The organism is Sulfitobacter sp. 1A12056 (genome assembly GCF_043558125.1).
GTDB lineage: Bacteria > Pseudomonadota > Alphaproteobacteria > Rhodobacterales > Rhodobacteraceae > Sulfitobacter > Sulfitobacter faviae.
This window is the reverse complement of the sequence record NZ_JBIFFY010000005.1, coordinates 36956-56199: the sequence shown is the minus strand read 5'-3', so window position 1 is coordinate 56199 and position 19244 is coordinate 36956. Positions and strand designations below refer to the sequence as shown.

General features: G+C 62.4%; 21 protein-coding genes. 14 read left to right on the top strand and 7 right to left on the bottom strand.

The window, feature by feature from the left end:
- Positions 1-24: 24 nt before the first annotated feature.
- From ACGYLD_RS11235 to ACGYLD_RS11220, 4 genes are read right to left on the bottom strand one after another with little or no spacing between them, the layout of a single operon-like run.
- Positions 25-1056: a MaoC family dehydratase gene (locus ACGYLD_RS11235; protein WP_394402594.1), complete on the bottom strand. Its 1032-nt coding sequence runs from the start codon at positions 1054-1056 to the stop codon at positions 25-27.
- Positions 1056-1259 carry a DUF1737 domain-containing protein gene (locus tag ACGYLD_RS11230; protein ID WP_067261906.1) on the bottom strand — a complete coding sequence of 68 codons (204 nt, stop codon included), beginning with the start codon at positions 1257-1259 and terminating at the stop codon, positions 1056-1058. The genes ACGYLD_RS11235 and ACGYLD_RS11230 overlap by 1 nt, the downstream gene beginning before the upstream one ends.
- Before the next feature lie 14 nt (positions 1260-1273).
- Entirely contained in the window at positions 1274-1831 is a 558-nt protein-coding gene (locus ACGYLD_RS11225; RefSeq protein ID WP_394402592.1) for an NnrU family protein, read from the bottom strand.
- A complete protein-coding gene (locus ACGYLD_RS11220; RefSeq protein ID WP_394402589.1) occupies positions 1828-2694 on the bottom strand; it encodes an HpcH/HpaI aldolase/citrate lyase family protein in 867 nt (288 codons plus the stop codon). Before ACGYLD_RS11220 ends, ACGYLD_RS11225 begins: the two co-directional genes overlap by 4 nt.
- 303 nt (positions 2695-2997) lie before the next feature.
- Between ACGYLD_RS11220 and ACGYLD_RS11215 the strand changes: the two genes are divergently transcribed.
- The 10 genes from ACGYLD_RS11215 to ACGYLD_RS11170 all read left to right on the top strand — a co-directional run bounded on the left by ACGYLD_RS11215 (position 2998) and on the right by ACGYLD_RS11170 (position 11684).
- Positions 2998-3324 carry a hypothetical protein gene (locus ACGYLD_RS11215; protein WP_067261901.1) on the top strand — a complete coding sequence of 109 codons (327 nt, stop codon included), beginning with the start codon at positions 2998-3000 and terminating at the stop codon, positions 3322-3324.
- A 177-nt stretch (positions 3325-3501) separates the two neighbouring features.
- Positions 3502-4617, top strand: coding sequence for a PRC-barrel domain-containing protein (locus ACGYLD_RS11210; RefSeq protein ID WP_394402588.1), 1116 nt, complete (start codon positions 3502-3504; stop codon positions 4615-4617).
- 154 nt (positions 4618-4771) lie between these two features.
- Positions 4772-5734 carry a malate dehydrogenase gene (mdh, locus tag ACGYLD_RS11205; RefSeq protein WP_067261933.1) on the top strand — a complete coding sequence of 321 codons (963 nt, stop codon included), beginning with the start codon at positions 4772-4774 and terminating at the stop codon, positions 5732-5734.
- Positions 5735-5986: 252 nt separating this feature from the next.
- Entirely contained in the window at positions 5987-6370 is a 384-nt protein-coding gene (gene sdhC, locus ACGYLD_RS11200) for a succinate dehydrogenase, cytochrome b556 subunit (protein WP_067261898.1), read from the top strand.
- 11 nt (positions 6371-6381) lie between these two features.
- Complete coding sequence (gene sdhD / locus ACGYLD_RS11195) at positions 6382-6753, top strand: succinate dehydrogenase, hydrophobic membrane anchor protein (RefSeq protein ID WP_132446572.1); 372 nt, start codon at positions 6382-6384, stop codon at positions 6751-6753.
- A gap of 28 nt (positions 6754-6781) precedes the next feature.
- Positions 6782-8587 carry a succinate dehydrogenase flavoprotein subunit gene (gene sdhA, locus ACGYLD_RS11190; RefSeq protein ID WP_209217448.1) on the top strand — a complete coding sequence of 602 codons (1806 nt, stop codon included), beginning with the start codon at positions 6782-6784 and terminating at the stop codon, positions 8585-8587.
- Entirely contained in the window at positions 8587-8922 is a 336-nt protein-coding gene (locus ACGYLD_RS11185; protein WP_271691975.1) for a hypothetical protein, read from the top strand. Before sdhA ends, ACGYLD_RS11185 begins: the two co-directional genes overlap by 1 nt.
- A gap of 10 nt (positions 8923-8932) precedes the next feature.
- Positions 8933-9712, top strand: a complete 780-nt coding sequence (locus ACGYLD_RS11180; RefSeq protein WP_067261891.1) for a succinate dehydrogenase iron-sulfur subunit — start codon at positions 8933-8935, stop codon at positions 9710-9712.
- 54 nt (positions 9713-9766) lie between these two features.
- The gene (locus ACGYLD_RS11175) at positions 9767-9982 is read left to right on the top strand and encodes a hypothetical protein (protein WP_276153931.1); all 216 of its coding nucleotides are present in this window, start codon (positions 9767-9769) and stop codon (positions 9980-9982) included.
- Positions 9983-10034: 52 nt separating this feature from the next.
- Positions 10035-11684, top strand: coding sequence for an FAD-binding dehydrogenase (locus tag ACGYLD_RS11170; protein ID WP_271693845.1), 1650 nt, complete (start codon positions 10035-10037; stop codon positions 11682-11684).
- Between the two features lie 191 nt (positions 11685-11875).
- On the opposite strand, the gene deoD is transcribed toward ACGYLD_RS11170, so the two are convergent.
- From deoD to ACGYLD_RS11155, 3 genes are all read right to left on the bottom strand, one after another.
- Positions 11876-12580 (bottom strand): purine-nucleoside phosphorylase, encoded by a 705-nt coding sequence (gene deoD, locus ACGYLD_RS11165; RefSeq protein ID WP_271691973.1) that lies wholly within the window; start codon positions 12578-12580, stop codon positions 11876-11878.
- 199 nt (positions 12581-12779) lie between these two features.
- A complete protein-coding gene (locus ACGYLD_RS11160) occupies positions 12780-13124 on the bottom strand; it encodes an H-NS histone family protein (RefSeq protein WP_271691972.1) in 345 nt (114 codons plus the stop codon).
- Between the two features lie 83 nt (positions 13125-13207).
- Complete coding sequence (locus tag ACGYLD_RS11155) at positions 13208-15175, bottom strand: methylmalonyl-CoA mutase family protein (RefSeq protein ID WP_394402584.1); 1968 nt, start codon at positions 15173-15175, stop codon at positions 13208-13210.
- Positions 15176-15340: 165 nt separating this feature from the next.
- Between ACGYLD_RS11155 and ACGYLD_RS11150 the strand changes: the two genes are divergently transcribed.
- From ACGYLD_RS11150 to ACGYLD_RS11135, 4 genes are all read left to right on the top strand, one after another.
- Complete coding sequence (locus ACGYLD_RS11150; protein WP_394402582.1) at positions 15341-16738, top strand: 1-acyl-sn-glycerol-3-phosphate acyltransferase; 1398 nt, start codon at positions 15341-15343, stop codon at positions 16736-16738.
- 125 nt (positions 16739-16863) lie between these two features.
- Positions 16864-18144 carry a crotonyl-CoA carboxylase/reductase gene (gene ccrA / locus ACGYLD_RS11145; protein WP_394402580.1) on the top strand — a complete coding sequence of 427 codons (1281 nt, stop codon included), beginning with the start codon at positions 16864-16866 and terminating at the stop codon, positions 18142-18144.
- A gap of 191 nt (positions 18145-18335) precedes the next feature.
- Positions 18336-18542 (top strand): hypothetical protein, encoded by a 207-nt coding sequence (locus ACGYLD_RS11140; protein WP_082851964.1) that lies wholly within the window; start codon positions 18336-18338, stop codon positions 18540-18542.
- Positions 18490-19209, top strand: coding sequence for a LuxR family transcriptional regulator (locus ACGYLD_RS11135; protein ID WP_271689355.1), 720 nt, complete (start codon positions 18490-18492; stop codon positions 19207-19209). Before ACGYLD_RS11140 ends, ACGYLD_RS11135 begins: the two co-directional genes overlap by 53 nt.
- Positions 19210-19244 lie beyond the last annotated feature (35 nt).

Sequence of the window (19244 nt, the reverse complement as noted above, 5' to 3'; positions counted from 1 at the left end):
CCACCGAAGGGGCGGACCGGCTGTTTAGCGCGGCATGAGCGCCCAGTAATCGAGGTCAAGCAAAACCTCGGGGCGGTATTTTCCGCCCTCGTCGCGCAGCGCGAAGGGGGCCCCGCCCTTGGTTGCTACAAGGCGCAGACGCAGCGCACCGACACCGGGGGCCGACGTCTCGGCCTTGTCGAGCACTTCGGTCCAGGCACGGACGGTATCGCCCGCAAGGCAGGGGTTGGCATGGGCGCCGCCGTTCAGCCCCACGACCATCTGCGCATTGGCCAGCCCGTTGAAGGACAGCGCGCGGGCCATGGAGATCACATGACCGCCATAGATCAGCCGCGAGCCATCGGGGCGGGCGGAGGTGTCAAAATGCACCTTGGCCGTGTTCTGCCACAGGCGCGTGGCCATCATGTGTTCGGCTTCCTCGATCGTGACACCGTCGACATGGTCGATCTTTTCGCCGACCTCATAATCGCCCCAGCGGTGCGGCTCCCCGGCGCGGGCGAAGTCGTAATTGGTAAAGTCGAGGCCCTGCGGGATGTGCAATTGATCCACGGTCAGCGCATCGGGCAGGTCCGGCAGGGTGGTCTCGGGCGCGGGGGCGTCGAGGTCGCCTTTGCGCACCATGACCCAGCGGACATAGTCGAGCACCGTTTCGTCATTCTGGTTCAACCCGGTGGTGCGGACCCGGACGACGCCGGTCTTGCCGTTGGAGTTTTGCTTAAGACCGATCACCTCGCTTTCCGCGCGCAGCGTGTCGCCGGGCCAGACGGGGCGCAGCCAGCGGCCTTGGGCATAGCCCAGATTGGCCACGGCATTGAGCGAGACATCCGGCACGGTTTTACCAAAGACGATGTGAAAGGCGATCATATCGTCGAGCGGGCTGGCCTTCAGCCCGCAGGACTGGGCGAAACTATCGGCGGAATAGAGCGCGTGCCGGGCGGGGTAGAGCGCGTGATAAAGCGCACGTTCGCCCGCGCCGACCGTGCGGGGCACCGCGTGATGCAGCACCTCGCCCAGTTTGTAGTCTTCGAAAAAGCGGCCCCGGTTGGTCTTGCTCATCACTGCTCGCCCAATTTGGTGTCGGGCGAATAGGTGCCGGGGGCGTCTTTCACCACGGCTTGGCCGCAGCGCATGACCCCGGCCTTGTGGTCCCATGTTTGGGTGGGAGAGCCGTAAAGCTCCCAGCCTTTGTTCAGCGCATCGGTGACTTTGTGGCAAAAGGCGGATGTGTCTTCTTCGGAGAGGAAGCGGTAAACTTTCATGGAAGGCTCCGGGATCAATGGGGGAAGGGGATAACGCCGAGCCATGTGTGAATGCCGGCGACGAGAACGAAGAGGATCGTGGAGATCACGATGAGGCGGATATAGGTGGCGCGGCCTGCGTGGGGCGGGGGTGTCCAGCCCGGCTCGGCGCGGTTGATCAGGATCACCTCGCTCACCGCCCAGCCCAGCATGGTGGCAAAGAGCAGGATGGAGGCGAGATCGCCATTGACCAGAAGGTGTGCCGTGGCCCAGATCTTCACCGCCAGCAGTTGCGGGTGGCGGGTTTTATAGGCGGGCCATGCCTTGGCGCCCTTGGCCGCGCTGGAGCCGAAGACCCAAAAGGCCAGTACCATCAACAGGTTGTTGATGTGGATGAAGAAGCTCGGCGGGGTCCAGACCGGAATGAATTCCGCCGCGCGATAGCCCCAGATGATGAGGGCCAGCGCCACGACCAATGCGGCGGCCACCGCGCCCCGGCCCGCGGTGCCCATCTGCGCCCGTTGGGCAGGCATCAGGCGTTTAAAGAGATGGGCCCCGATCCAAAGGATCAGGCCGAGGATGAGGATTGTCATGGCGAAGGCTCCGGGCTCATGGCTGCAATTGCCGCCAGTTTTGCCAGTGTTTCGCGGGCGGTGGCAACATGGAGATTTTCCACGATTTTACCATCGACGACCGCCACGCCCTGACCTGCGGCCTGTGCCTCTTCATAGGCGTCGATCTGGCGGCGGGCGAGGGCGGCTTCTTCCTCTGACGGGGTAAAGGAGGCATTGGCGATGTCGAGCTGCGCGGGGTGGATCAGCGTTTTGCCGTCGAACCCCATGTCGCGGCCCTGTTCGCATTCGGCGCGCAGGCCGTCTTCGTCTTTGAACGCGTTATACACCCCGTCGATGATCGCCACGCCATGCGCTTTGGCGGCCAGCAGGCAAAGCCCGAGGCCGGTGATCAGCGGCAGGCGGTCGGGGCGGAAGCGGGTTTGCAGGTCTTTCGCCAGATCGTTGGTGCCCATGACCATGGCCTGCAACTGGCGGTGTCCGGCGATGGCGGCGGCGTTGAGCATGGCGCCGGGGGTTTCCATCATCGCCCAGAGTGGCACATCGCCCACAATTTCGGCCAGCGCTTCGAGATCGGCGGGAGAGCCGACCTTGGGCAAGAGAATCGCATCGGGCCTCATCGCGGCGGCGGCGCGGGCGTCTTCGGCGCCCCATTCGGTGTCGAGCCCGTTGATCCGCACCACCCGCATCCGCGCGCCGTAGCCGCCTTCGGCCAGTGCCTCGGCCAATGTTTCACGTGCAGCGACCTTCTCATCGGGGGAGACGGCATCTTCGAGGTCGAAGATCACCGCGTCGCAGGCCAATCCGCGGGCTTTGTCCAGGGCACGGGGCTTGGAGCCGGGAATGTAGAGAACGGAACGCAGGGGGCGGGTTGTGGCGGTCATGAAAGTCTCCTCAAGCAGGGCGGCGCGCTGGCTGCCTAACATTGTTGCGCACAGAGGGGCATTTATGTGCGAAAACTTCAAGGCAAAACATGCCGCGACGCAGCGAAGCTGTTGCGGTGATTTCCGCGCGACGGATTAACCAGTCTTTCAGCCTTGGGGCGCACTGTCTGTTGCATCGCATCTGCGGCAATTTCCAGCGCAGCGGATGCAGTCATTTCAACCAAGGCTGCTTTGGGGCCGGTGCGAAAGACGGCGCATTGCCATCCCCCAAGGATCACGCCTTTCGATGCGAAGGCAGATGCTATGACAGGTTTCGTTAAATTTCTTCACCTCGCGGCGCTCACCGCCGCTTCGGCGATTGTGCTGGCCACCACGACCGAGGCGCAGACGCCGCGCAATTGCGCGCCGCGCGATCATGTGGTGCTGCGGCTGGCCGATGGCTATGGCGAGACGCGCCAGTCCATGGGGCTGGGCGGCGATAATGCGGTGGTTGAGGTTTTCGCCTCTGACCAGACGGGCAGTTGGACGATCACGGTCACCGGGGTCAACGGCATCACCTGTCTTGTCGCCTCGGGCCAAGGGTTCGAGGCGCTGGCGGAGGAGTTGCCCGCCAAGGGCGAAGACGCCTGAGGGCGGAATATATCGGGAAAGCGCGGGCGGCCTGGGGCCGCCTTTTCTATGTTTGGGGCTTGGCGCTGCTTGGGCGAAGTCCCGCCATTTATTTGTGCCGCCGTGGAACTGGAGAGGGCCATCCGGGTTGTGGTTCCAGAAGAGCAAGCAACGCTCATTTTTGGAAGGAGACCTACAATGAAACGTTTTCTGAGCACGACGGCCATCGTATTGACCATGACCGGCACAGCCTTTGCTGACGCGCATTCCGAAGGCTTTGGCAACGTTGCCGTAGAGCAGACTGATTTCCTTGCATCCGACCTGATCGGCATGCGCATCTACAACTCCGAAGCCGAAGTTGACGCGGCAACCCCCGTTGCCGATGGCGCCGAGCAGGAGTGGGATGATATTGGCGAAATTAACGACATCATCGTGTCGCAGGACGGCGAAGTGACTGCCGTGATCCTCGGCATCGGCGGCTTCCTTGGCATGGGCGAACGTGACGTTTCCATCTCCATGGACAAGATTCGCATCCTGAACGACGAAGGCGGCGAGCGCTTCCTCGTAGTAAACACCTCGAAAGAGATGCTGGAACAGGCGCCTGAGTTCGAACGCCCCATGATGGATGGCGAGCAGATGGAAGGCGACGCCATGAACGAGACTGACGCGAACGTCACCGTCATCAATGGCGAGACCGAAGCCGAAGAGATGGCGAACGATGTCGAAGCCGAGACCGAGGAAATGGCCAATGACGTAGAGGCCGAGACCGAGGAACTGGTGCAAGACACCGAGAACACGGCCGAGAACCTTGAAGCCGAGACCGAAGAGATGGCCAATGACGTAGAGGCCGAATCCGAGGAAATGGCGCAAGAAGCCGAAACCATGATGGAGAACGCCGAAGCCGAGACAGAAGAAGCTGTCAACGAAGCGGAAGCCAACACCACCGTGATCACAGGTGACGAAACCGTTGAGCGTGAACTGCTGCCGCGCCCCGAAGTTGAGCGTGAAGGCTATGCCAACGCCGAAGCCGAGATGATCGAGCAGATGAGCGCCGAAGACCTCGAAGGCTCCTATGTCTATGGCGCCAACGATGAGACCGTCGGTGAAATCGACTCGCTGCTGATCGGCGACAACGGCCAGATTGACCGTGTGGTCATCAACGTGGGCGGTTTCCTTGGTCTGGGCGAAAAGCCGGTGGCCGTGACATTTGACGAACTTCAGGTTCTGCAAAACGTGGAAGGCGACGACGTGCGCATCTACATCGACAGCACCGAAGAGCGTCTGGAATCGCAGCCTGAGTACCAAGGCGACTAATTCTTCGCCTTAAAGTTCAGCAATTGGCCGCCCCTCGGGGCGGCCTTTTTCGTGGTGAGGGCAGGGGTTAGCCGCCCGCCAATGCTGCAACTTGCACGGGACCGTGCATTTCGGTATCTCCGGCGCAAATGAAACCTCTGTCGGAGACATGACCATGGCCAGACCCAAAATCGCGCTTATCGGCGCGGGGCAAATCGGCGGCACTCTCGCCCATCTCGCAGCGTTGAAAGAATTGGGCGATGTCGTCCTGTTCGACATTGCCGAGGGCACCCCTGAGGGCAAAGCTCTCGATATCGCGTCGTCGGGCCCCTCGGGCAAGTTCGACGCCACCATGTCGGGAACGCAAGACTACGCCGACATCGCCGGCGCGGATGTCTGCATTGTCACCGCCGGTGTGGCGCGCAAGCCGGGCATGAGCCGCGATGACCTCTTGGGCATCAACCTCAAGGTTATGAAATCCGTGGGCGAGGGCATTGCCAAACACGCCCCCGACGCCTTCGTGATCTGCATCACCAACCCGCTTGATGCGATGGTCTGGGCGCTGCGCGAATTCTCGGGCCTGCCGCACAACAAGGTCTGCGGAATGGCTGGCGTGCTGGATAGCGCGCGTTTCCGCCACTTCCTCGCGACCGAGTTCAACGTCTCGATGAAAGACGTCACCGCCTTCGTTCTGGGCGGCCACGGCGACACCATGGTGCCGCTGGTGCGTTACTCCACCGTCGCAGGCATCCCGCTGCCCGATCTGGTCAAGATGGGCTGGACCACGCAGGACAAGCTCGACGCCATTGTGCAGCGCACCCGTGATGGCGGTGCCGAGATCGTTGGCCTGCTGAAGACCGGTTCGGCCTTCTATGCGCCTGCTACCTCCGCGATCGAGATGGCTGAAGCCTATCTCAAAGACCAGAAACGCGTGCTGCCTGCGGCGGCGCATGTCGATGGGGCCTACGGCTTGAACGGCTTCTACGTGGGCGTGCCCACCGTGATCGGCGCAGGCGGTGTTGAGCGTGTCGTCGAGATTTCGATGAACAAAGACGAGCAGGCGATGTTCGACAACTCCGTCAACGCGGTCAAAGGTCTGGTCGAAGCCTGCAAAGGCATCGACGAAAGCCTCGCCTAAGCTTCACGGCATATGCGTTCGAAAGCGCGTCCCAATCGGGGCGCGCTTTTTCGTTCAGGGGTGGGGCAGTTTTGTGATCACACGATAATATGCTGTGATCACAAAAACGGGTAGGACCACATCACTCTGTCATTTTTCCACCGAAACACCGGCCAAACCCCGCAGATTCCCCGCAGTTCCCCGTGACAGTCCTGTAAAAACCGCTATCAAGATGCAAAGCACAGGACAAAGCACAGGACAAAGGACCGCGCCATGGCCGATGTGAACCGGGGTAACCGCCCGCTTTCCCCGCATTTGACGATCTACCGCCCTCAATTGACCTCTATGACGTCGATTCTCACCCGGATCACCGGCAACGCGATGCTGATCACCGCGCTGCTGATCGTGTGGTGGTTCCTCGCCGCGGCCACGTCGCTTGAGTATTTCGACACCGTGAACGGGATTATGACCAGCTGGTTCGGTGATCTGGTCTTTACCCTGTCGCTCTTGGGCCTGTGGTATCACACGCTGGCCGGTGTGCGGCACCTGATCTGGGACACGGGCCGCATGCTCGATATCCCCACCGCGGAAAAGCTGGGCTGGACCGTGCTGATCGGATCGGTCGTGCTGACCATCCTGACCATCATCATCGTTTGAGGAGCGACACCATGGCATACATGACAGATCGCAAACGCGCCCGCGGCCTTGGCTCGGCGAAAACCGGCACCGCGCATTTCTGGGCGATGAAAGTCTCTTCGCTGGCGCTGTTGGTCCTGATCCCGCTGTTCGTCTTTACCTTCGGCAGTGCGCTCGGCGGCACATATGAAGAGATCCTTGCCTATTACGCGCGTCCCTTCCCGGCCATCGTGGCGGCGCTGACGCTGATCGTGGGCTTTAAACATTTCAATGACGGCGTGCAGGTGCTGATCGAGGACTATGTCCATGGGCTGGCCAACAAAGTCGCCCTCATCGTGATGACCATCATCAGCTACGGCGCAGCAGCGGTCGGCGTTTTCGCCATCGCCAAGCTCGCCCTGTAACAATACGCCCAAACGGGAGACCGATTAAATGGCAGCATATGAATACGAAACCCACGAATATGACGTTGTCGTGGTGGGGGCAGGCGGTGCTGGTCTGCGCGCGACTTTGGGCATGGCGGAGCAGGGGCTGCGCACGGCCTGTATCTCTAAGGTGTTCCCGACCCGCAGCCACACAGTGGCCGCGCAGGGCGGCATCGCCGCGTCCTTGAGCAACATGGGCCCCGACAACTGGCAGTGGCATATGTATGACACGGTCAAGGGCTCGGACTGGCTGGGCGATACCGACGCGATGGAATACCTCGCCCGCGAAGCGCCCAAGGCGGTTTACGAGCTTGAGCATTACGGCGTGCCCTTCTCGCGCACTGAAGAGGGCAAAATCTATCAGCGTCCCTTCGGCGGCCACACCACGGAATTTGGCGAAGGCCCGCCCGTGCAGCGTACCTGCGCCGCCGCTGACCGGACCGGTCACGCGATCCTGCACACGCTTTACGGCCAGTCGCTGAAGCAGAGCGCGGAATTCTTTATCGAATATTTCGCCATCGATCTTATCATGTCGGACGACGGTGTCTGCCAAGGTGTGCTCTGCTGGAAGCTCGACGACGGCACCATGCATCTGTTCAGCGCCAAGATGGTCGTGCTGGCGACAGGCGGCTATGGCCGTGCGTACTTCTCGGCCACCTCCGCACATACCTGCACCGGCGACGGCGGCGGCATGGCGGCCCGTGCGGGTCTGCCGCTGCAAGACATGGAATTCGTCCAGTTCCACCCAACCGGCATCTACGGCGCGGGCTGCCTGATCACCGAAGGTGCGCGCGGCGAGGGGGGCTACCTCACCAACTCCGAGGGCGAGCGCTTCATGGAGCGCTATGCGCCGACCTATAAGGATCTGGCGTCGCGCGACGTGGTCTCGCGCTGCATGACGATGGAAATCCGCGAAGGCCGCGGCGTGGGTGAGAATAAGGATCACATCCACCTGCACCTCAACCACCTGCCGCCGGAAACGCTGGACCTGCGCCTGCCGGGCATCTCGGAATCCGCACGCATCTTTGCCGGTGTGGACCTCACGAAAGAGCCGATCCCGGTGCTGCCCACCGTGCACTACAACATGGGCGGCATCCCCACGAACTACTGGGGCGAGGTGCTGAACCCGACCGCCGACAACCCCGATGCCGTAGCACCCGGCCTGATGGCTGTGGGCGAGGCGGGCTGTGCCTCGGTACATGGGGCGAACCGTCTGGGTTCCAACTCGCTCATCGACCTCGTGGTCTTTGGCCGCGCCGCCGCGATCCGTGCGGCCAAGATCGTCGACGCCGACAGCCCGGTGCCCGCGCCGAACCTCAAATCGGTCGAGAAGGCTTTCGATCGCTTCGACGGTCTGCGCAATGCCAAGGGCGGCACGCCGACAGCCGAACTGCGCCTTGAGATGCAAAAGACCATGCAGGCCGATGCCGCCGTCTTCCGCACCGACAAGACGCTGGAGGAAGGCCGCAAGAAGATGATCGACGTGGCCGACAAGCTGAACGATCTGCATGTCACCGACCGCAGCCTCGTGTGGAACTCGGACCTGATGGAGACGCTGGAGCTGACCAACCTCATGCCCAACGCCACCGCCACGATCACCGCCGCCGCCGCGCGGAAAGAGAGCCGGGGCGCGCATGCGCATGAGGATTACCCTGACCGGAACGACGACGAATGGCGCAAACATTCGCTGGCCTGGTTCGACGGCAACGATGCCAAGCTGACCTACCGCGCCGTGCACCTCGATCCGCTGACCAAAGAGGATGAAGGCGGCATCGACATGAAAAAGATCGCCCCCAAGGCACGGGTGTATTGATGGTCCGCACAGCACTCATCGCGGCCACACTGCTCGGCCTTTCGGCCTGTGTGGAGGTTCAGCAGGCGGTGGATGACACCGCCCGCCAGACCTCCAAAGGCGTGGTGACCGAGGTTCTGGCCACCCGTTTCCCGCAGGTGCCGAAAGAGCTGATCACCCCCTTCACCGATTGCATCATCGACAATGCCAACGCGCTGGAGCTGCGCGAATTGGCCCGCGCCACCGTGGTTGGCGTGGATGACACAACAACGGGCACCGTGCGCACCATCCTGTCGCGCCCCGAGACCCGCACCTGCCTGCTGGCCGCCGCGCCCGCAGCCGGTCTGACGCTTTAGGAGACGCATAATGGTTCAACTGACGCTTCCGAAAAACTCCCGCATGACCAGCGGCAAGACATGGCCCAAGCCCGAAGGGGCGACCAACCTGCGCGAGTTCCACATCTATCGCTGGAACCCCGACGACGGGAAGAACCCGGCGCTCGACACCTATTTCGTCGATATGGACGATTGCGGGCCGATGATTCTCGACGCGCTGATCAAGATCAAGAACGAGATCGACCCGACCCTGACCTTCCGCCGCTCCTGCCGCGAGGGCATCTGCGGCTCTTGTGCTATGAACATCGACGGGATCAACACGCTGGCCTGCACCTACGGCATGGAAGAGATCAACGGCGTGGTGAAGATCTACCCGCTGCCGCATATGCCGGTGGTCAAGGACCTCATCCCCGATCTGACTCACTTCTACGCCCAGCACGCCAGCATCCAGCCGTGGCTCGAGACCGACACGCCCGAGCCGCGCAAGGAGTGGAAACAATCGATCGACGATCGCGCTAAGCTTGACGGTCTGTATGAGTGTATCATGTGCGCCTGCTGCTCGACTTCTTGCCCCAGCTACTGGTGGAACGGCGACCGCTACCTCGGGCCGGCAGCCCTGCTGCATGCCTACCGCTGGATCATCGACAGCCGGGACGAGGCGACGGGCGAGCGTCTGGATGACCTTGAAGACCCCTTCAAGCTCTACCGCTGCCACACGATCATGAACTGCGCAAAGACCTGCCCCAAGGGGCTGAACCCGGCAGCGGCGATTGCCAATATCAAGAAGCTGATGGTCGAGCGGACCGTCTAATCCACCCAATCCGACAGGAAGGCCCGGCCAAGCGCCGGGCCTTTGGTTTTTCCCATGATCCTGCCCTTCGTCATCGTTATCGTCTTTGTGATCGTGCTGATCTTTGCCCGGCGCAACGCGCCCACGCGGGACTGCCGCTGGCGCGAGGACCGGGCGGGGGACAAAGGCGCGCTGCGCAAATACCACTGCGTCGCCTGCGGGGCCGAAGTCTACCGCAGCGAAGGCCCGCCCGACCGCTGCCTCAAAGGGCTCGACACCCCGCGTCTGTGACTTGCTTTTGCCCCCAGCCCGCCGCAAGCTTGCCGGAACAGGGGAGGCAGCAATGGGTGAGCGTTTCAAAGCAGATGTGATCGTCGTGGGGGCGGGTCTGGCCGGCATGGTCGCCGCCCATGAGGCCGTGCTACGCGGCCGCCGGGTGCTGCTCATGGACCAAGAAGGCCCGCAAAGCCTCGGCGGGCAGGCCTATTGGTCGCTCGGCGGTCTCTTCATGGTCGACACGCCCGAACAGCGCCGCATGGGCATCCGCGACAGCGCGGAACTCGCCTATCGCGACTGGATGGGCTCGGCGCAGTTCGACCGGGCAGAAGACGCCAATCCCCGCAAGCTCGCGCAAGGGTTCATCGACTGGGCGGCAGGCGACATGCGCGCTTGGCTGCACCAGATCGGCATGCGCTGGTTTCCGGTCGTCGGCTGGGCAGAGCGCGGCGGGGCAGGGGCCGGAGGCCACGGCAACTCCGTCCCGCGCTTTCATATCACTTGGGGCACCGGCATCGGCGTCGTCGGCCCCTTCGCGCGGCTGATGCAGGACTACGCGGCGGAGGGCAGGCTGCGCCTTGGCTTCCGCCACCGCGTCACCCGGCTGGTGACCACCGACGGCGCGGTCACCGGCGTGGCGGGCGAGGTGCTGGAAAACAGCGACGCCCCCCGCGGTCAGAGCACATCGCGCAATATCACCGGCGACTTCGAACATGCCGCCGAGGCCGTCATCCTCACCACCGGCGGTATCGGCGCCAACCACGATCTGGTGCGGCAACACTGGCCCAAAGACCGCCTCGGCCCCGCGCCGCGCCACATGGTCAGCGGCGTGCCCGACTACGTCGACGGCAAGATGCACGCCATCGCCGCAAAGGCCGGGGCAGGGCTCATCAACGAAGACCGCATGTGGCACTATTGCGAAGGCGTCCAGAACTGGAGCCCGATCTGGCCAAACCACGGCATCCGCATCCTGCCCGGCCCCTCGTCGATGTGGTTCGACGCGCGCGGCGACCGGATGGAGGCCCCCTGCCTGCCCGGCTTCGACACGCTCTCGACCCTCAAACGCATCCTGCAAGCAGGCGAACACAGCTGGTTCATCCTCACGCAAAAGATCATCGAAAAGGAATTCGCCCTCTCGGGATCCGAACAGAACCCCGATCTCACCTCAAGCAAATGGGGCGAAGTCTTGAAAGCACGGCTCGGGAAGGGGGCAACCGCCGCAGTCGAGGCTTTCAAAGAAAAGGGCGCGGATTTCATCGTCGCCGAGGACTTGGAAACCCTCGTCACCCGCATGAATGCCCTCACACCCGAGGCCCCCGTCGCCCTAGAGCACATCCGCGCCCAAATCGCGGCCCGCGACGGCCAATTGGGCAACCCCTTCGCCAAAGACGCCCAGATCACCGCAATCCGCGGCGCCCGCAACTACCGTGGTGACCGCTTGATCCGCACCGCCAAACCCCACGCCATTCTCGATCCGGCCAACGGCCCGCTCATCGCCGTGCGCCTCAACATCCTCACCCGCAAATCCCTCGGCGGATTACACAGCGACACCCAAGGCCGCGTGCTCACGTCTGCGGGCACCATCCTCCCCGGTCTCTTCGCCGCCGGAGAGGTCTGCGGCTTCGGCGCCGGCGGCTACCACGGCTACAACGCCCTCGAAGGCACCTTCTTAGGCGGCTGCCTCTACTCCGGCCGCCTCGCCGGCAAACACGCCTGAAAGACGCGCCACACCCCATCCCTTCATCCTTTCCCAAATACCTTCCGCACTCTCCCCACACGCGAGCGCCAACCAACGAAGCACCCCCCTCGCTCACACCACCCGCCAAGCCACGAAAAAAGGCGCGACCCCCGCCGCGCCCCTTCATCCTTTTTCAAATACCAATCCCGCCCTCTCAGCAGGCGCCGCACTCAGGCAAAGGCCGCCTCCAGCGCAATCTCGACCATATCGCCAAAACTCTTTTCGCGATCCTCCGACGGCAACGCCTCGCCGGTCTGCAAATGATCGCTCACCGTCAGCACCGCCAAGGCACGCCGCTTGTGCCGCGCGGCCAGCGTGTAAAGCTCCGCCGCTTCCATCTCGACACCGAGGATGCCATGGCGCACCATCTGCTCGTCAAGGTCGGGGCGCTCCGCATAAAATACATCCGAGGAATAGATCCCGCCCACATGGGTCTTAGCTTCGAGCTTTTCGGCGGCAGCGACAGCAGCGCTCAAAAGGCCGTAATCGGCGCAGGGGGCGTAGTTCAATTCGCGGAAAATGCCGGAGGAGGGCGAGGTGATTGTGCTCGCCGTCATGGCGATGATCACGTCACGGATGCCGACATGGGATTGCATCCCCCCGCAAGAGCCGATGCGGATCAGGGTCTGCGCGCCATATTCGGTCATTAACTCATTGGCGTAGATCGACAGCGACGGCATGCCCATGCCCGAGCCTTGGATCGTCACCCGGTTGCCGCGCCATGTGCCGGTAAAGCCGAGCATACCGCGCACTTCGTTGACCAGTTCGGCCCCTTCGAGATAGGTCTCCGCCGCCCATTTTGCGCGGTAGGGGTCGCCGGGCATCAATACGGTTTCGGCGATATTGCCGGGTTTTGCGCCAATATGGACGGTCATTTCTGTCTCCTGATGTTTGGCGTATTTTGCCCGCGCAAGGCGGGCTTCACAAGGGCTGCGGTGGGGCAGGGGGCGTGACGTAAACTTCCGCTCGGCGCCGTACGGGCGGTGACTATCGAATTCACATTTCCGTTAGCAATAAAAAAGCGCCGGTGAATTGCTATTCAACCGGCGCGAAATTCCCGTATTTCGGGAAGTATTAAACCCGCATCGTTTCCGGATCGGCACCATTCTCTACTTGGGCGCGGAACCAATTCGGCTGGCGGCCTTTTCCAGTCCAAGTCTGGGACGGGTTCTCCGGATTGGCGAACTGGGGTTTCGATTTCGGACCGGCGGGCGCTTTGCGCGTCTTCTTGGCCTTCTTGGGCGCGGGGGCCTCATCAGCTAACTCATTCAGGGAAAAGCCATATTCCGCCGCTGCCTTTTGCGCCGCCTTGCGTGCGGCGCGGCGTTCGCGCGCCTGTGCGGCCTGCAATGCCTTTTTGACATCCGACAGAAGTTTCTCCAGTTCCTTGCGGCTCATGGATTTCAGGTCTTTTTCCATATCTGATATTTCCTTTCCAGATTGTGCTGGTAGAGGGAATTATAGAGGCAATAAGTTAATTGCACGATGTATTTTGTGTCAGCCTATTCCGCCGCCACCGCTTTGGGATCGGCGAGCGTAATGATATCCTGCATGATGACGTTTAATTCGAAGTCCTTCGGCGTATAGACCTGCGCAACTCCAGCGGCGCGCAAACGGGTGGCGTCGGCCTCGGGAATGATGCCGCCGACGATGACGGGAATATGGGTCAACCCGGCCTCGGCCATGCGTTTCATCAGGTCTTCGACCAAGGGCACATGGGAGCCCGAGAGGATCGACAGGCCGACCACATGGGCGGCTTCCGTTTGTGCTGCTTCGACGATCTCCGCAGGTGTCAGACGGATGCCTTCATAGCTGATGTCCATGCCGCAATCGCGGGCGCGGACGGCGATCTGCTCGGCCCCGTTTGAGTGGCCGTCGAGCCCCGGTTTGCCGACGAGGAATTTCAACCTGCGGCCCAGTTTGTCGCTGACCGCGTCTACCGCATCGCGCAGGTAGTCCAGACCTTCGGTCTTGTTGGACTGGCCTGCGGAAACCCCTGTGGGGCCACGATATTCCCCGTGAACGGCGCGCATCTGCGCGGCCCATTCGCCGGTCGTCACCCCGGCCTTCGCGGCCGCGATGGAGGCGGGCATGATGTTCTTGCCCGCCTGCGCCGCGGCGCGCAGATCGGCCAGCGCCTTTTTCACGGCACCCGCGTCGCGCGCGCTGCGCCATGCGTCGAGCCGGGCGAGCTGGTCGGCCTCGGCGCCGGGGTCGGATTGCATGATATCGCCCGCGCCGGTCATCAGGGGCGAGGGCGCGCCTTGCTGCCATTTGTTGACGCCGACCACGACGGTTTCGCCGCTTTCGATGCGGCGCAGCCGGTCGGCATTGCTTTCGACCAAACGTCCTTTCATGTAATCGATCGCGGAAATCGCGCCGCCCATCCCGTCAAGATTCGCCAATTCCGCCCGCGCGCCTTCTTTGAGCAATTCGACCTTGGCATCGACCGCCGGGTTGCCGTCGAATAGATCGTCGAATTCCAAAAGATCCGTTTCATGGGCCATGATCTGCTGCATCCGCATCGACCATTGTTGATCCCAGGGGCGGGGCAGGCCGAGGGCTTCGTTCCATGCGGGCAATTGCACGGCGCGGGCGCGGGCTTTTTTCGACAGGGTCACGGCCAGCATTTCGATGAGAATACGGTAGACGTTATTCTCGGGCTGTTGTTCGGTCAGCCCCAGTGAATTGACCTGCACCCCATAGCGGAAACGACGGAATTTTGGGTCTTCAACCCCATAGCGCTCGCGGCAAATCTCGTCCCAAAGATCTACAAAGGCGCGCATTTTGCACATTTCAGTGACGAAACGGATGCCTGCGTTCACGAAGAAGGAAATGCGGCCGACCAATTTCGGGAAATCCTCTGCCGGGACGCGGGGTTTCAGCGCGTCGAGCACGGCGGTGGCGGTGGCCAGCGCGAAGGCCAATTCCTGTTCCGGTGTCGCGCCCGCCTCTTGCAGGTGGTAGGAACAGACGTTCATCGGGTTCCATTTCGGCACATTCGTATAGCAGAATTCGGCCACATCCGCGATCATCTTAAGCGATGGCGCGGGCGGGCAGATATAGGTGCCGCGGCTAAGGTATTCCTTGATCAGGTCGTTTTGCACCGTGCCTTGCAGCTTTGAGACATCCGCGCCCTGTTCCTCGGCCACCGCGATGTAGAGCGCCAGCAGCCATGGGGCGGTGGCGTTGATCGTCATTGAGGTGTTCATCTGTTCCAGCGGGATGCCGTCAAACAGCGCGCGCATATCGTCGAGGTGATTGACGGGCACGCCCACCTTGCCCACCTCGCCACGGCTGAGCACATGGTCGCTGTCATAGCCGGTTTGGGTCGGCAGGTCGAAGGCCACGGAAAGCCCGGTCTGCCCGCGCTCAAGGTTCGAGCGGTAGAGCGCGTTAGACGCGGCGGCGGTGGAATGGCCCGCATAGGTGCGAATGAGCCAGGGGCGGTCTTTCTGCGGTTGGGTCATCGTGGCCTCATGAATCTGGGTGGCAATAAAGTTGCGTTGTGACGTTGATAGGGGAAATAATATGCCTCTGTCAATTCGCTGCGTTGCGGCATCACTCGGGCCGCTTGGGCGGGCGGGAAACAGATAAATATTGTCCTCTCGCCCCCGCGCTGTAAGGGTTAAGCTATGACGCAGACTGTGCAATTGCCCCTTTGGCTGTTCATCCTCATCGTGGTTTTCGCAGCCGTCACGGCGCTGAGCCATTTTCTGCTGCCTTCGGTGCGTTGGTTCTTTCGCCGGCGGCTTGAGCGGGCGGTGGCGCGGTTGAACAAGCGGCTGACGCGGCCCATCGAGCCCTTCAAACTGGCGCGGCGGCACGACATGATTCAGCGGTTGATCTATGATCCGGAGGTCAGCCAAGAGATCGTCAACTATGCCCGCAGCAACGGCGTGCCGGAAAACGTGGCCTTTCAAAAGGCGCGGGAATATGCGCGTGAGATCGTGCCGCGGTTTTCGGCCTTCGCCTATTTCAGTTTCGGCATCCGCTTGGCGCGGCTGTTGACCAATACGGTCTACCGGGTCGAGACGGCGGTCAGCAACGAGACGACATTCGCCGCGCTGCCGCGGGATGCCACGGTGGTCTTCATCATGAACCACCGGTCGAACATGGATTACATGCTGGTGACCTACCTCGCCGCGCGGTCTTCGGCGCTGAGCTATGCGGTGGGGGAATGGGCGCGGGTTTGGCCGCTAAGCACGTTGATCCGCTCGATGGGGGCGTATTTCATCCGCCGTCGGTCGCGCGGGGCGCTTTATCGCAAGGTTTTGGCGCGCTATGTGCAGATGGCCACGACGGGCGGGGTGACGCAGGCCTTCTACCCCGAGGGCGGCTTGAGCCTGACCGGGGCCTTGCAGCCGCCGAAGGTCGGGCTCCTGTCCTATGTCGTGGATGGGTTCGACCCCGAGAGCGAGCGTGACATCATTTTCGTGCCCGTGGCGATCAATTATGACCGGGTTTTGGAAGACCGCGTGTTGATCGCCGCCGGGCAGCGCGGAGACCGGCGTTTTGGCGCGCGGATCACGGTGGTTGTGGGCTTCGTGCTGCGCAAGATGTGGCGACTGCTGCGCGGGCGCGACACGCGTTTTGGCACGGCGGCGGTGACCTTTGGCGATCCGCTGTCGTTGCGTCGTACCGGGGCCGGGGTGCCGGTCTCGGAGTTGTCCGAGATGTTGATGGACCGGATCGCGCAGGCGATGCCGGTGCTGACCGTGCCGCTGATCGCGCGGGTGATGTTGCAGGCCGCGCGCCCGATGAAGGAGGCCGATCTGCTGGCCGAAGTGGCTGCCACTTTGGAGCAGATGCCACCGCGCAATCGGGTGCCGAAGCCGGACGTCCTGCCCGAGCGGGTCGCCCGCGCCGTCGCGCGGCTCAAGAAACGTGGCGTCATTTCCGAAGGCCCAGAGGGGCTGGAGATCGTCGAGGGGCAGGGGCCTGTTTTGGCCTTCTACGCTAATTCCATTGCACATTTCCCCTCGAAGGATGCTGCACCTGCGGCAGAAATTGCTGCGACTGCTGGGTCATAAAATTACAAACTACGGTATCTAGGGGTTGCATTGTTGCGCGGTGGATCATATCCCGAAAGGGAGCCGCCGCGATTCTGCGGTGCGGCACAGACCTTGTAGACACCGATCACCGGCAGGAGGCCCACATGGCACTGGATACGAAACACGCCGAATATGACGCCCCGCAAAAGGACCTCTATGAAGTGGGCGAGATGCCCCCGATGGGGCATGTCCCGAAACAGATGTATGCTTGGGCGATCCGCCGCGAACGGCACGGCGACCCGAACAGCGCGATGCTGCAAGAGGTGGTCGACGTGCCTAAGCTCGACAGCCAAGACGTGCTGGTCCTCGTGATGGCGGCGGGCATCAACTACAACGGTGTCTGGGCCGCGCGCGGCGTGCCGATCAGCCCCTTCGACGGCCATGGCGAGCCTTACCACATCGCGGGCTCCGATGCCTCGGGCATCGTCTGGGCGGTGGGCGATAAGGTGACCCGTTGGAAGGTCGGCGATGAGGTGGTGATCCACTGCAACCAAGACGACGGCGACGACGAGGAATGCAACGGCGGCGACCCGATGTATTCTCCCAGCCAGCGGATCTGGGGCTACGAGACGCCCGACGGCTCTTTTGCGCAGTTCACCCGGGTGCAGAGCCAGCAGCTGATGCCGCGGCCCAAGCACCTCACGTGGGAAGAGAGCGCCTGCTACACGCTGACGCTGGCGACCGCCTACCGGATGCTCTTTGGCCATGAGCCGCATGACCTGAAGCCGGGCCAGAACGTGCTTGTCTGGGGCGCCTCCGGTGGCCTCGGCTCCTATGCGATCCAGCTTATCAACACTGCGGGCGCCAATGCGATCGGCGTGATCTCGGACGAGAGCAAGCGCCAGTTCGTGATGGATTTGGGTGCCAAGGGGGTGTTGAACCGCAAGGACTTCAACTGTTGGGGCCAACTGCCCACGGTGAACACGCCGGAATATGCCGAGTGGTTCAAGGAAGCGCGCAAGTTCGGCAAGGCGATCTGGGACATCACCGGCAAAGGCGTGAATGTCGATATGGTCTTTGAGCACCCCGGTGAGGCGACCTTCCCAGTCTCCACCTTCGTGGTTAAAAAGGGCGGCATGGTGGTGATCTGCGCAGGCACAAGCGGGTTCAACCTGACCTTCGACGTGCGCTACATGTGGATGCACCAGAAGCGCTTGCAGGGCAGCCACTTTGCCCACCTCAAACAGGCGAGTGCCGCCAACAAGCTGATGATGGAGCGGCGGCTCGACCCCTGCATGTCCGAGGTCTTTAGCTGGGCCGATCTGCCCGAGGCGCATATGAAGATGATGCGTAATGAGCATAAGCCGGGGAATATGTCGGTACTGGTGCAAGCCCCGACGACCGGGCTGCGCACGTTGGAAGACACGCTGGTCGCCCGCGACTGAGCGACACGGATCGGCTAAGATGAAACCCCCGTGGCTTCGGCTGCGGGGGTTTTGCGTGGTGCCCTGTCGAAACAGAGGCTTAGCGCCCGCAGCCCCGCTATTTATGGGGGGGCAGAAAGCGCGGATGGTGCAAAATAATGTACATGCTATGGTTGTATTAATCTGCCATTAACCAAAGCTGGGCGACCCTCATGCGAGATGATTGGATATTGGACGTTTTGGCCGATCTCAGGGCTTTTGCCATGGCGAACCAACTGCCGCGCACGGCGGAACAGTTGGACGACGCGGCGCTGATCGCTCTGGCTGAGATGTCCTTGCAACGCGAAAGGGCCATGGGCCGGACGCATGAGGATAGAGCCGCATCTGGAACGGATTTGGGAAAGGCTGGCGCAGGCTGATGGCCAGCCCGCCCTTGGGCAGGCCTGCAAAGACCTGCGCGATCACTTTGGCATTTTGCATGTCGTCTATCACTGGGTCGACACGGCGGGGGTGCAATATGGCTGCGGCACCTATGGCGCGCTTTGGTCTGAGCGCTATCAGGCGCATAACTACCTGCGCATCGATCCCGTGGTCGCGGGCTGCTATCGCCGGTTCGAGCCGGTGGATTGGAAAGACCTCGATTGGTCCTCTCGCGCGGCGCGGCAGTTTCGCCGGGATGCTTTGGACCATGGGGTTGGCGATCAGGGGTTCTCGGTCCCGATCCGGGGGCCGCATGGGCAATTCGCGCTTTTCACCACGAACCACAGTTGCACCGATCGGGTTTGGGCCGCTTTCACCGCGCGGCACCGGCGCGATTTGATCTGGGCGGCCCATTGCTTCAACGAAAAGGCGCTGGCGCTGGCCCCGGAGCGGGCACCGGGTGCGGTGCAGGCGCTGTCCCCGCGCGAGGTGGATGCGATGACCCTGCTGGCGGTGGGCTATAGCCGCGCGCAGGTGGCTGACCGTCTGTCGATCTCGGAACATACGCTGCGGGCCTATGTGGAAAGTGCCCGCTTCAAACTGGGGGCGTCCAACACCACCCATGCGGTCGCCCGTGCGCTCAGCCGGGGGCTGATCGTCGTCTAAGGCGGGTAATCCACATGAATCACAGGCGCGCGGGG

Excerpts from the sequence above, each read along its gene's own strand:
- ACGYLD_RS11150 (WP_394402582.1), top strand. The coding sequence starts at position 15,341 with ATGACGCAGACTGTGCAATTGCCCCTTTGGCTGTTCATCCTCATCGTG.
- sdhD (WP_132446572.1), top strand. The coding sequence starts at position 6,382 with ATGGCATACATGACAGATCGCAAACGCGCCCGCGGCCTTGGCTCGGCG.
- ACGYLD_RS11210 (WP_394402588.1), top strand. The coding sequence starts at position 3,502 with ATGAAACGTTTTCTGAGCACGACGGCCATCGTATTGACCATGACCGGC.
- ACGYLD_RS11235 (WP_394402594.1), bottom strand. The coding sequence starts at position 1,056 with ATGAGCAAGACCAACCGGGGCCGCTTTTTCGAAGACTACAAACTGGGC.
- sdhA (WP_209217448.1), top strand. The coding sequence starts at position 6,782 with ATGGCAGCATATGAATACGAAACCCACGAATATGACGTTGTCGTGGTG.
- ACGYLD_RS11185 (WP_271691975.1), top strand. The coding sequence starts at position 8,587 with ATGGTCCGCACAGCACTCATCGCGGCCACACTGCTCGGCCTTTCGGCC.
- ACGYLD_RS11160 (WP_271691972.1), bottom strand. The coding sequence starts at position 13,124 with ATGGAAAAAGACCTGAAATCCATGAGCCGCAAGGAACTGGAGAAACTT.
- ACGYLD_RS11170 (WP_271693845.1), top strand. The coding sequence starts at position 10,035 with ATGGGTGAGCGTTTCAAAGCAGATGTGATCGTCGTGGGGGCGGGTCTG.
- sdhC (WP_067261898.1), top strand. The coding sequence starts at position 5,987 with ATGGCCGATGTGAACCGGGGTAACCGCCCGCTTTCCCCGCATTTGACG.
- mdh (WP_067261933.1), top strand. The coding sequence starts at position 4,772 with ATGGCCAGACCCAAAATCGCGCTTATCGGCGCGGGGCAAATCGGCGGC.
- ACGYLD_RS11215 (WP_067261901.1), top strand. The coding sequence starts at position 2,998 with ATGACAGGTTTCGTTAAATTTCTTCACCTCGCGGCGCTCACCGCCGCT.
- ACGYLD_RS11155 (WP_394402584.1), bottom strand. The coding sequence starts at position 15,175 with ATGACCCAACCGCAGAAAGACCGCCCCTGGCTCATTCGCACCTATGCG.
- ACGYLD_RS11230 (WP_067261906.1), bottom strand. The coding sequence starts at position 1,259 with ATGAAAGTTTACCGCTTCCTCTCCGAAGAAGACACATCCGCCTTTTGC.
- deoD (WP_271691973.1), bottom strand. The coding sequence starts at position 12,580 with ATGACCGTCCATATTGGCGCAAAACCCGGCAATATCGCCGAAACCGTA.
- ACGYLD_RS11135 (WP_271689355.1), top strand. The coding sequence starts at position 18,490 with ATGAGGATAGAGCCGCATCTGGAACGGATTTGGGAAAGGCTGGCGCAG.
- ACGYLD_RS11140 (WP_082851964.1), top strand. The coding sequence starts at position 18,336 with ATGCGAGATGATTGGATATTGGACGTTTTGGCCGATCTCAGGGCTTTT.
- ACGYLD_RS11175 (WP_276153931.1), top strand. The coding sequence starts at position 9,767 with ATGATCCTGCCCTTCGTCATCGTTATCGTCTTTGTGATCGTGCTGATC.
- ACGYLD_RS11220 (WP_394402589.1), bottom strand. The coding sequence starts at position 2,694 with ATGACCGCCACAACCCGCCCCCTGCGTTCCGTTCTCTACATTCCCGGC.
- ccrA (WP_394402580.1), top strand. The coding sequence starts at position 16,864 with ATGGCACTGGATACGAAACACGCCGAATATGACGCCCCGCAAAAGGAC.
- ACGYLD_RS11225 (WP_394402592.1), bottom strand. The coding sequence starts at position 1,831 with ATGACAATCCTCATCCTCGGCCTGATCCTTTGGATCGGGGCCCATCTC.
- ACGYLD_RS11180 (WP_067261891.1), top strand. The coding sequence starts at position 8,933 with ATGGTTCAACTGACGCTTCCGAAAAACTCCCGCATGACCAGCGGCAAG.